We start from the raw sequence: 11,168 nt of genomic DNA, 5'->3' as shown, positions 1-11,168 counted from the left end.
GCGGCTGGATACTGAGCCGATCGCAACGAGGGGATCTCGCCTCCTGCTGACTCATGACCGTAGCCGCGACACCAATGAGACCGAAGAACCGGTCACGGTCGAACCGTTGAATGTGATCGAAGTCGGGCCCAGCGGCCTCATCCATGACACCGTCAGCTTCGATCTCGAAGACATAGACAATGCCTTCGCAGAACTCGACGCTCGCTACCTCGCCGGCGAGGCTGCTGAGTACCTAGAGGTCTGGTCGGCCATCACAGAGGGCTATGCCGCACTCAACCGACGCGAGGCGCCCCAAGTGACTCCGGACTTTGAGGACGTCGACCACCGGCACGGGGTCGCTTTCATGTCCGGCGACCTGTTCCCGTACATCCATGCCGCCTGGGACGTGTCGCCCGACCTGAAGACGCACATCGAGACCGTCCACCGTCTCAACAAGCGTGGCGCGGTCATCACCCAAACGGCACACGGGAGCTCGGACGAGGGCTTTGATGCCGAGTGGCGACAGATCGTGGTTTTCACGGTCAACGGCGTGGTGGATCGCTGCGAGATGTTCGAAGAGGCCGACCTCGACGCCGCCCTGGCCAGGTTCGACGAACTCGGTCAGCCGCCGTCCACTTGAGGTCGCCGATAGGCTGGCTTCCGTGGACTTCCGTGTGTTCGTCGAACCCCAGCAAGGCGCTACCTACTCCGATCAGCTCGCGGTCGCCCGCGCTGCCGAGGCCCTGGGTTACTCGGCGTTCTTCAGATCCGATCACTACCTGGCGATGAGCGGTGACGGTCTGCCCGGGCCGACCGACTCCTGGGTGACTCTGGCCGGCATCGCACGCGAAACCTCGACGATCCGGCTGGGCACCATGGTCACCTCAGCCACCTTCCGCCACCCCGGACCGTTGGCGATCTCAGTGGCGCAGGTCGACGAGATGAGCGGCGGCCGTGTCGAATTGGGTCTCGGCGCCGGCTGGTTCGAGGCCGAGCACCAGGCCTATGCCATCCCGTTCCCGCCGCTGGGTGAGCGCTTCGACCGGCTCGAAGAGCAGCTGCGGATCCTCACCGGCCTGTGGGGCACGCCTATCGGCGAGACGTTCGACTTCTCGGGTAAGCACTACGCCGTCGTCGACTCCCCGGCGCTCCCCAAGCCCACCCAGTCCAACCTCCCGATCGTCATCGGCGGCATGGGCGCCAAGCGCACACCGGCGCTGGCCGCCGAGTTCGCCGCGGAATTCAACGTCCCGTTCGTGCCGCTGGACACCCTCAAAACGCAGTTCGCGCGGGTGGCCGACGCGGTGGCCGCGAAGGGACGAGCCGCGGATTCCCTGACCTACTCGGCGGCGTTCGTCGTCTGCGCCGGCCGTGACGAGGCGCAGATCGCCAAGCGGGCCGCAGCCATCAACCGCGAGGTGGACGAGCTGCGCAGCAATTCCCCGCTCGTCGGGACGCCGGCCGAGATCGTCGACAAGCTGGCCCCGTTCCTGGAGGCCGGAGTGCAGCGGGTTTACCTGCAAATGCTCGACCAGTCCGATCTGGATCATCTCGAGCTCTTCGCCTCTGATGTCCTCCGTCAGCTGAGCTGACCGAGACCCTCTCCAGGACCGGGCATAGTATCGGTGCCCGTGACCGCTGACGACGACGATCAGGGGCAGCCTCCCGAGGCGCCCTGGCATCATTCGACGCCGGCGGTTGCGGGGGCCAGCGCGGCCGCCCTCGCTGTGATCGGCCTGGTGTTGTGGGCGGCGATAGCGCTGACCAGCTCGGGTGGGCCCGAGGATGCGCCGATCGATTTCGTCCCGCCCAGCTACGCGTCGACGACGGTGAAGACCTCGAAGTCCACCACTACCCGGACCACCACCAGCCAGCTTCCGGTGACCACCGAGTTCGGCCTACCGGGAGAGTCGGACACCACGACGACGTCGCCCTCGGAAACCTCCGGGACATCGACCACCTCGGAGACCTCGCCCACGTCGACGACGACAACCACCACGACGACGACGCAGTCGGGCAGCGCCGACTACGGCGAGTACCCCACCACGACGCACCACCGGCCCCGCACCAACGTGACACGCACGCTGTATCCGCCGCCGGGCGGCTGAACCCGCCTACCATCGGCGCGTGTCGAACTATTACGACGACGAAGAGCCCACTCAGTACGCCCCCAGCTACGGCGAGTACTCCGAGCCGCCCGCGCCACCCGCTCCTGAGCCCATTCCCTGGTACCGCAAGCCCGCCGCACTGATCGGCATGGGCGCGGTGGGCGCAGTCATCGCGGCGCTGGTCATCTACGCCCTGGTGCAGCTGTTCTCGTCGGACTCCCCGTCGACAACGACCACCACGACGACGACACCGACCACGACCACATCGGTCGCCACGACGGCCCCGGTGGTTCCGGCCCCGACTCACACCGTCACCGAGACCGTGGCCCCGACCACGACCACGGTCGAGGAAACCACGACCACCACCACTGAACCCACCACAACGACCACCACGACTACGACGACTGCGCCGACGACGACCACCACAACCGCACCGGTGACGACGACAACGCAGCCGCCTGCGGGCAACCCTTAAGAGTCACGTTCGTAACGCTGTGGCGAAAAAAGTGGAGTTTGGCCGCCACTGCGTTACGAACGCGAACGAGTCAGGGTGTGGGCGCCACTGAGGTGGGTGTAGGGGCCTGCGTCGGCTCGGGTGCACGAGTCGGCTCGGGTGGTGCTGTCGGCTCTGGCGCATGTGTGGGCTCAGGCGCCTGGGTCGGTTCCGGCGTATGCGTCGGCTCCGGCGAAGGTGAAGGGCTCGGCGACGGGCTGGGTTCCGGCGTGGGCGTAGGAGTCGGCGACGGACTCGGCGAAGGCGAAGGCGACGGCACCGGCGGCTTGAACGTCGGGATCGGCAACTGCGGAAGCGTCACCGGAGGAAATACCAACGGCGGCACCGGAATCGGCGGGATCGCCACGGGCGGAGGCGCCGGCACAGGTGCAGCGGGACGAGGCGCCTGCGGCGCCGGAGCCACCCGCTGCGGGGCCGGGGCAAGCGGTGCGCTCTGCCGGCTCTGCACCAACCACGGCGCAGACGCTTGCCGGGGCGCGGCTTGCGCGGCCCCAGGCCCTGGCCAGGACGGGTCACGCACCACCACGGTCCTGGTCGGTGGCGCGGGTGCCTGCTGCGCCAATGGGGACTCGGCCGGAACATTCTGCGGCGCCAGAAGGCTGGATCCGGTCGCGGCGGCATCGAGGCGGTCGGCCCGCGCCGACAGCACCATGCCGACCGTGCCGACAACAGCCAGGAACACCCCCGCGTAGGCCACCACTCCCCCGCGCCGGTACCAGGGAACGCCCGCGGGAGCGGGCGACAGGGGCGGCTCGGCGAACACGAATTCCGGCCGGGCCGAATCCTCGGTCACGGACTCGGGGACGAACTCCGCGACCTCGGCCGCCGAGTCAGACACCGACCAGGCCAGAGCGGAGGCCGCGACCGTGCCGGTCCCCGCAACAGCCGCCACGGCCGCCAACGAAGCAGACGGCGCATACGCCACCTGCGTCGACGTCTCATCGGCACCGCGACGGCCCAGAAGCGCCGCACCGACCGCCGCGATCACCTGGGCCTGCGGCACGGTGGTGACCGGCATCCGGAACGCCTCGGAAAGACGTTGGGTGACAAGGGGTATCCGCGCTCCACCACCGACCGTCACCAGGGCGGCCAGCTGCGCCGGGTGAATACCGTTGCGGCGCAGCAGATCCAGCAGGGCGTCGATCACACCGCCGAGCGGCTCTTCGACAACCGCATCCAGTTCGGCGCGGGTCAGCCTGATCGCGCTCCCCGGCCCGGTCAGGCTGGTGGCGCTCTGATCGCTGAGCTCTTCCTTGGCGGTGCGGCACTGTTCGCGCAGCCGGGCCAGCGCGGTCACGGCTGCGGTCCCGGCCGGTTCGGCATCCAGATTGCTCAGGACGTGGCGCAGCACTTCCTGGTCGATCAGGTCGCCGGAGAAGTCCTGGTAGCGCACCGTCTGCCCGATGGTCGCGAACCCCGCCGCAGCGTCGGCCAGGGTCAGGCTGGTGCCGGAACCTCCGAAATCGCACAGGGCGACGACGCCGCGCGCGGGCAGACCGGGATGTGCCTGGATGGCCGTCAGCGCCGCGACCGAATCGGGAACGATCCGGACCCCGGGCATCGCCCGCCGCACAGACTCAACGGCACCACCACCCCAATGCGCGGGCACTGCCAGCACCGACACGTCGGGCCGATGCGCCGGGCTGGTCTCCCGCGTCAGCGCCTCGACCGCGCCGGCCAGTAGCCGTTCGGCGTGGTGCGTCGAACCGTCGGCGGCGACCAGCGGCACCGGGTCACCCACCCGTCCCACGAAATCGGTGAACACCAACCCGCCATCGACCGACGTCGGCGCGCCGACCACGGCCCCGCGATGCGCGGACACGGTGAGCACCGCCCGCCGCACCAGCGGCGCATGATCGGCGATCGCCACCAGATTGGTCGCCCCCACGGACAACCCCAGGCAATCACGCATACCTGTATGTCGACGGAGAGGCCGAATTCGTTAGTGGCGTGACGAGTACTCGGCGACGAGCGCCTCGGCACTGCGCACCGCGGCCCGGCAGGCCCGCGTGGTGAACGGATCGTTGAGCGGATGATCGGCCCGGCGCCGCCAGCGCTGCGCTGCGGCGAAGGCCGAACGGGGCCCGTCGAAGGGGGCGTCGGGCTGCAGTCCGAGCCGGCTGGCCGCGTCGGTGCCCGAGCCGCCGATGATCCGGCGCAGCGAGGCCATCTCGTCCTCGTTCAGCGTCGTGGGGCGCGAGCGCAGCAGGCTGAGCAACCGCAGTTCCTCGAAGGCGTGCGTGTCGGCCAGCAGCGGGTCGATGTCGGCCAGGATGTACGGCGTCGCATAAATGGGATTCGCCTGCACAAACTGTCGCAACGACAACAGCGCCGTATGCGCCTTGAGCAGCTCCGAGCGTTGCGCGAACTGCTGGTCGATCACGTCGCGCAGGGCGATCAGACCGCTGCGTTCCAGCAGTTCGTCGGCCAGGGCGACGGAGTCGGACACCCCGGCGTGCATCACCGCGATCGAGATCCGGATGCCGAACATGCCGAACCGATCCAGCAGCGCCGCGCGGGTGGATGCGTCCACCGGCAGTGCACTGTCCTCCCGCACGAACCGGTCCACCGAAAGCATCGCTTTCGTCAGCGCGGCCGGCTCGACACCGGCGAGCTTCTGCAGCGCGACGAATTCGCTCTGCCGCAGTGTCCGGGCGGTCAGCGCGAGCAGGCCGGACACCGGGACGACGGCCTGGCAGATCCCGGTCTTGTCCATCTCCTCGGTGAACCGCTTGGCCACGTCCTTGGCCGACATCATCGCGTCGATGCGACCGGCACCGATCTCGTCGGCCCGCGAGGCCACCCCGATGACGCCGAGCGCGCCCGAGGATCCGCCGACCAGCTCGCCGATCTGTTTGAGCAGGGCGATGTCTGCGGCGTTGAGGGTGCGCAACAGGAACACCACCGCGTCGACGCGGGGCACACCGTCCTCGGGGACCAGGAGCCGGTGGGTGCGCAGGGAGACGTCGCGCGACAGTGACGAGGTGCCCGGGGTGTCGATGATCGTGGTGTCGACGAGCTCGGCGGCCGGCCACTCCACGTCGAGGTCCACCACATCCTCGGGGTTGAGCCCGGAGAAGCTGAACGTCAGGCCGCGGTCATGCGGATCCCGGGCGATCGGCACGTTGGAACGACGGCCACCGCGGTGGTTGGCGGTCACCTTGGGGGTGGGCCCGTGCCGGAACCAGGTGACGATGCGGGTCGCCTCGGTGGCGTCGGTGGGTGCGATGTCCTCCCCGACCAGCGCATTGACGAGCGTCGACTTGCCTGCCTTGAGCGTGCCGGCCAGCGCGATGCGGATCGGCTGGTTGAGCCGGCGCCCGATGCGGTCGAGCTCGTTGTGCACGTCGGGCCGGTCGCGGTAAGCCGGGTCGCCCCGGTACGCCTTGATGGTGCCGCCCAGAATCGAGCGCACCTGATCGGCCGTGCTCACGCTGCGGAGTCCACCTCTTCCAACCCGGACGTCGAACCGGGGTTCAATCGAAAACCAGCCCTTGGAGCTTAGTTGCCCGCGCCTGCCAGCCCCGTGGCGTGGTCGACCACCTGGGTCAGGATGTTCTGCTGACGCTCCAGCTCCCTGACCCGGGTGTTGCGCTCGTTCTCCTCGACCTTCGCCGCCGCGAGGGTGGCCTGCAGCGACTCGTTGAGCGAGCGGGTGGTCTGGTTGGCGATCCCGCGGTAGTGGTCGCGCAGTTGCCGCTGGATGCCCTTGAGGCGGTCCCTCGACTCCTTGCCGACCACGAAGGCCACGTCGTCGATGAACTTGCGCATGTTGTTCTTGGCCTCACCGCGGACCCGGAGCATGCGGTTCTCCATGTCCTCCTTGTAGGCCTTGCGGCCCAGCACCAGACCGGCGCCCAGCGACAGCGGGTTGAACATGCCCAGCCCGGCGAACGAGGTGAGCATGCCGAACATCAGCACACCGCCATAGGAGCCGCGCATTCCGGTGATGACCTTGTGTCCGGCCTTGATCGGTTTGGCTTCCAGCCGGGCCAGCGATTTCATCTCACCGAATCCGGCGCCCATGTCCCTGGCGTCGATCTGAGGCAGCTGCACCGCCTCCAGGCCTGCCTCGGTGAAGGTGCGGGCCACCTCGGCCGCCAGTGCCTCTGCCCGCTGATACGCCCAGACGAAGTTGTCGCCGACGGCGGTGGCCACCGCCTCCTCCAGCTCCGAGCCGATCTCGGCCCAGTGCAGCGTGGGGTCGCCGTTGTCGATCACCTTCTCGGCGTGCTGGGTGATGTTGCGGAACCGGTGGCGCAGATCGTGATCGACATCGGCGGTCAGGTCGGCGATGCCGTCGTTGAGCACCTGCTGCCACAGTGCGGTCTGCTGCAGCGCATCCTGGGCTTCCTGCTTACGCCGTTCCAGCTCGGCGGTGAGCCGCTCGCGTTCATCCGGATCGGTGAAGGCGGACAGCTCGGAGTTGACGGACAACAGCAGATGTTCTGCGGCCGAATGGATTTCGGCCACCACCTCGTCGCGGATCCGATCGCTCTCGCGGTTCAACACCCGGTCGGACAGGAACTTCACGATGGCCGGGAAGTTCGATTCCTCGTTGAGTTCCTTGTCGTTGAGCTGGATCGCATGGCTGCGCAGCACACTGGACACCGGGGTGATCGGCACGTTCACGCCGGCCCGCTGCAGGTGGCCGGTGTTGGCGCCGACGATCTCGCGCCAGTGCGGGTACAGGTCGGTCTTGGTCGCGACGATCGTTGCCACCGGGCAGATTTCGATCGCCTGCCGGATGAAGGTCATTTCCGGTTCGGTGAATTCTTGGCTGGTGTCGCTGACCATCAGCAGCGCGTCGGCGTCGGGCAGCAGGCCCAGGGTCGCCGAAAGGTGCGGCTGCCCCAGCCCGCCGACACCGGGGGTGTCGACGAAGGCCAGCCCACCCTTGAGCAGGGGGCTGGGGGCGGTCACCTCGACCCGCAACACCTCACGGCCGCCGGCCTGCGGAGCGCGGCGCAGGTCGTTGGTCACCTCCGACGGCGGGATGTCGATCAGTTCGGGTTCGGCCCCGTCGGGCCGGGCCACCACCAGGCGGGCCGACGCCTGCTCCCCGTAGGCCACGACGGTGGCCAGCACAGTGGATTCGTCATCGCCGACGCGGGCCACCGGGATGTTGAGCAGCGAGTTCAGCAGCTGGCTCTTGCCCTGCTTGAGCTGGCCGGCGATGACCACCCGGATCTGCGGATCATTGATGCGAACCTTCGCCAACCTCAGGCGCTCCACCAGATCGCCGCGGTCGTAGATCGCGGCGATCGTGCTGGTGTGGTCGATGAGTTCGACGATCACCTTGACCTTGCGCGGGTCGCCGGCCGCGGCCGGACGCGGGTCACTGGGTTGCGTCATGGAAGTCCCTCCTGCGTGCCGGGCTCAACGGTAGGCGCGCCAATGGGACGGGGACCACCCGCGTACGGATGGCCCCCGCCCCTGTGCGGATCGGATCAGAAGGCGTCGAACCCGGTGTCGGTCGCATTGTGCGACGCGACGTCGGTGTGGGACTGCGAGTGCGAGTCGTAGCTGTTACCCGAGCCCAGCGCCGAGCTGGTGTCGTTGTGCGACCCGAAGGACGTGTCGTTGTGCGACGCGGTGTCGTTGTTCGACGCGAACGCGGTGTCGTTGCCCGACCCGATGTTCGAGGTGTAGCTCGACGAGTTGTCCTCGACGCTGTGCGTCGATTCGGTCTGCACCGAGGTGTGCGTCGAGTTGTCCTGCGTGTTGCGGCTGCCGTAGTCACCGTCGACCGTGGTCTGGTTGCCGCCGACCGCGTGGGTCGAGGCATCGGTGAGGATGATCGAGCCGGCATTGCCGCCGTCGCCACCGGACGCACCGCCGCTGCCGATACCGATCAGGCTGTCACCGCCCGACGCGCCGCCGCCGTGGCCGCCGCTCATGTCGACGTCCTTGATCACCGGGCCGTCGTTGCCGGACACCACGTCACCACCGGCGTGCTGCGAGCTGTCCTCGATGGCATTGCCCTCACCGACGTTGACGTGCGAACCGGAACCGGCCCAGACGTCACCATTGTTGGTGGTGTTGCCGTCGCCGAGCACCGCGCCGTCACCGCTGACGATGTCGCCCTTGTTCTCGCCGTCGACCACCACGCCGCCGTTGGTGGCGGTGTTGGTGCTCTTGTCGCCGAGGGTGATGTCACCGAAGCCGAGGTTGAACGCACCCTGCTGGGCATTGGCGCCGGCGTCCTGGTTGGGGCTCATGACCGGCACGTTGTTGTGGCTGGCCCACTCGGTGTCGTTGTTGCTGGCCACCTGCGTCTGCGGGGAGAACGGCGAGGCGACCTGGTTGCCGAACTGCGCGGGGATGCTGTGGTGATCGGCGACCGCGCGCTGCAGGCCGAGCACCGGGTTGCCGCCGCCGAGCAGGACGCCGGCCGGGGCCGCGGTGGCAGCGACGGCGTGCAGCTGGGCCGCGGTCACGTTGGGCAGGCCGGCGTCACGCAGGCTGCCGTCCGGATCGGCGATGAACGAAGCTGCCGAGGCGGGGCTGCGGAACAGGTCCAGGATGAAGTCGATCAGAGTGGTCATTTCTCCAACCTTTCGGATGTTTCTGGGAGTCTCTGGTGAGTCCCCCGCCGGGCTCTCCGGCGATCTGGAGACAACGTTATGGGCGCGCCGCGGCCCCGGAAACGGGGTCGATTCCCCTCCCCGTATCGCCCCTACTCGGGGTGCAGGGGGTGGCCCCAATAGGGGCTTAGGGGATATATAGGGGCAGGGCTGGGCAGCCCCTGATCTAATGACGTTTCCGCAGGTAAACGCAATAAGCGCACGACCACTTGGGTCGTGCGCTTATCGGAACGCTGGGGCAGATCAGTCGAAGATGTCGAATCCGCCGCCGCTGTCGGTGTGGTGTTGGTCGTCGACGATCGGGTGGTCCCAATCGGGGGCCGGCGTCGGGTCGACGATCGGCGCATCCTCGATAACCGGTTCGTTTAGCTGCAGCGATACGTCGTCGAGCGGCTGATTCACGAAGCCGCCGTCGTCGATGGCCGAAGCCGAGGACACCAGGTGGTCCAGAGCGCCGGACTGATCGATGACCTGGCCGGCCGTCGAGTCCCAGGCATCGTTGGGGGCATCGACCGGCACGTGATCGTCGAAGGCGTCGAACGCCGCCGTCGCCGCGCCGCTGGCCCAGACGTTGCCACCCGGATCGGTGGCGCCGACGTCGCCGAACCCGGCGTTGGGGCCGGTCATGGACAGCGACTCCGATACGACGGGAATCAGGTTGTTGACGTCCGCGCTGGTCACGTCGGTCAGATGAGCATCGGCAATGGCCTGTGCCGGGTCCGCGGCATAGTGGGCAGCGGCATCGGGGTCGCGTACCAGCGACATCACAAAGTCCAGCAATGTGTTCGCCATGCTCCACCTCCTCAACAGTTCGATTTGAATGCTAGCCAGCTGTGAGGGCGCTGGGATCGGTGCCGAACCCACCCCTGCCCGGCCGCCGTTAGGGGGGTGGGCATTAGGGGATTGACGCCACTAGGGGTTCAATCACGGGCGCAGGGGGTCCCAGCAGTTAGGGTGAGGTTCGGCCGAGACAACGGGAGTGACGCCTGATGACCGACTCACTGGGGTTGTCGATCGGGATGACCAACCTGGTGGCAGCCCGCGAAGGCCGCCAACCGGTGATCCGCCGATCGATCTTCACCTTGCACAACGACCGTGCTCCGGACGTGGGCGAATACACCGGCAGCGGATTGCCGCTGGCCGGATTCGTCGAGCGGGTCGGCGACCCGGTGCCCCTGGTCGCCGCCGACGGGTCCCAGCACCGCGGGGAACTGGTGCTGGCCGAGGCCCTGGACGTGATGGCCCGCGCCGCGGGCGGTGGCTCCCCGGTCGCCATCGCCGTGCCGGCGCACTGGGGTCCGAGCACCGTCGGCGCGTTGCGCGGCGCGATACGCCACAAGCCGGCACTGTCACCCGGCGGCGTGCCGCCGGCGCTGGTGCCCGACTCCCTCACCGCGCTCGCGGCCCTGCGCGCCGATCCCGGGCTCCCCACCGAGGGTGTCGTGGTGCTGTGCGATTTCGGCGGCAGCGGCACGAGTGTCACGCTGGCCGACGCCGGCGCTGGTTTCACCACCATCGGGCAGACGGTCCGTTATCCCGATTTCTCCGGCGACCAGATCGACCAGGCGTTGCTCAACCATGTACTCAGCGGGATCGCGACGGCCGGCGACGCCGATCCGGCGGGCACCGCAGCGGTCGGTTCGCTGGCGCGGCTGCGCGCGGAGTGCCGTCAGGCCAAGGAGCGGCTGTCGGCCGAAACGGCGACTTCCATTCCCACCGAACTGCCCGGATTCAACTCCGAGTTCAGGGTGACCCGCCCCGAACTCGACCAGCTGGTGTCCGCGCCGCTGGCGGGCCTGCTGGATGTCGTCGAAGACACGTTGCAGCGCAACAACATTGCGTTGTCGAGCGTGAACGCGGTGGCGACCGTGGGCGGCGGCGCGGCGATCCCCTTGGTGACCCAGCGGGTGTCGGAGCGGTTGCGTGCACCGGTGGTGACAACCCAGCGACCCCAACTGGATGTGGCCGTCGGGGCCGCCC

Annotated in this window: 10 protein-coding genes; 5 read left to right on the top strand and 5 right to left on the bottom strand. The window is 68.4% G+C overall.

Features of this window, described 5'->3' with window-relative positions; all coding sequences use genetic code 11:
• The 4 genes from TX88_RS34165 to TX88_RS34155 form a co-directional block, all read left to right on the top strand.
• Positions 1 to 619, top strand: a 619-nt coding sequence (locus TX88_RS34165; RefSeq protein WP_209446955.1) for a hypothetical protein, incomplete at its 5' end; no start/stop codon positions are given.
• 22 nt (positions 620 to 641) lie between these two features.
• Positions 642 to 1,571 (top strand): LLM class F420-dependent oxidoreductase, encoded by a 930-nt coding sequence (locus TX88_RS05745; RefSeq protein ID WP_044515313.1) that lies wholly within the window; start codon positions 642 to 644, stop codon positions 1,569 to 1,571.
• 39 nt (positions 1,572 to 1,610) lie between these two features.
• Positions 1,611 to 2,087, top strand: a complete 477-nt coding sequence (locus TX88_RS34160; RefSeq protein WP_162563091.1) for a hypothetical protein — start codon at positions 1,611 to 1,613, stop codon at positions 2,085 to 2,087.
• Positions 2,088 to 2,106: 19 nt separating this feature from the next.
• Positions 2,107 to 2,562 (top strand): hypothetical protein, encoded by a 456-nt coding sequence (locus TX88_RS34155; RefSeq protein WP_044515310.1) that lies wholly within the window; start codon positions 2,107 to 2,109, stop codon positions 2,560 to 2,562.
• A gap of 70 nt (positions 2,563 to 2,632) precedes the next feature.
• Here TX88_RS34155 and TX88_RS05730 read toward each other — a convergent pair whose 3' ends face one another.
• From TX88_RS05730 to TX88_RS05710, 5 genes are all read right to left on the bottom strand, one after another.
• Positions 2,633 to 4,489 (bottom strand): Hsp70 family protein, encoded by a 1,857-nt coding sequence (locus TX88_RS05730; protein WP_409365849.1) that lies wholly within the window; start codon positions 4,487 to 4,489, stop codon positions 2,633 to 2,635.
• 54 nt (positions 4,490 to 4,543) lie between these two features.
• Complete coding sequence (locus tag TX88_RS05725) at positions 4,544 to 6,034, bottom strand: dynamin family protein (protein WP_044515306.1); 1,491 nt, start codon at positions 6,032 to 6,034, stop codon at positions 4,544 to 4,546.
• A gap of 68 nt (positions 6,035 to 6,102) precedes the next feature.
• On the bottom strand, positions 6,103 to 7,956 hold the full coding sequence (iniA, locus tag TX88_RS05720) for an isoniazid-induced dynamin-like GTPase IniA (RefSeq protein WP_044515305.1): 1,854 nt from the start codon (positions 7,954 to 7,956) through the stop codon (positions 6,103 to 6,105).
• A 95-nt stretch (positions 7,957 to 8,051) separates the two neighbouring features.
• Positions 8,052 to 9,149, bottom strand: coding sequence for an IniB N-terminal domain-containing protein (locus tag TX88_RS05715; protein WP_044515303.1), 1,098 nt, complete (start codon positions 9,147 to 9,149; stop codon positions 8,052 to 8,054).
• A gap of 282 nt (positions 9,150 to 9,431) precedes the next feature.
• Complete coding sequence (locus TX88_RS05710) at positions 9,432 to 9,980, bottom strand: Rv0340 family IniB-related protein (protein ID WP_044515301.1); 549 nt, start codon at positions 9,978 to 9,980, stop codon at positions 9,432 to 9,434.
• Between the two features lie 197 nt (positions 9,981 to 10,177).
• Between TX88_RS05710 and TX88_RS05705 the strand changes: the two genes are divergently transcribed.
• A partial coding sequence (locus TX88_RS05705; RefSeq protein ID WP_044515299.1) for an Hsp70 family protein occupies positions 10,178 to 11,168 on the top strand: 991 nt, incomplete at its 3' end.

This window comes from Mycolicibacterium septicum DSM 44393 (assembly GCF_000455325.1).
Taxonomy (GTDB): domain Bacteria; phylum Actinomycetota; class Actinomycetes; order Mycobacteriales; family Mycobacteriaceae; genus Mycobacterium; species Mycobacterium septicum.
The sequence above is the reverse complement of the archived record's forward strand: the minus strand, read 5'-3'. Positions and strand labels throughout refer to the sequence as shown.

What these genes read in the sequence shown, in the direction of transcription:
- iniA (WP_044515305.1), bottom strand. Translation starts at nt 7,956, where the DNA reads ATGACGCAACCCAGTGACCCGCGTCCGGCCGCGGCCGGCGACCCGCGC.
- TX88_RS05715 (WP_044515303.1), bottom strand. Translation starts at nt 9,149, where the DNA reads ATGACCACTCTGATCGACTTCATCCTGGACCTGTTCCGCAGCCCCGCC.
- TX88_RS05710 (WP_044515301.1), bottom strand. Translation starts at nt 9,980, where the DNA reads ATGGCGAACACATTGCTGGACTTTGTGATGTCGCTGGTACGCGACCCC.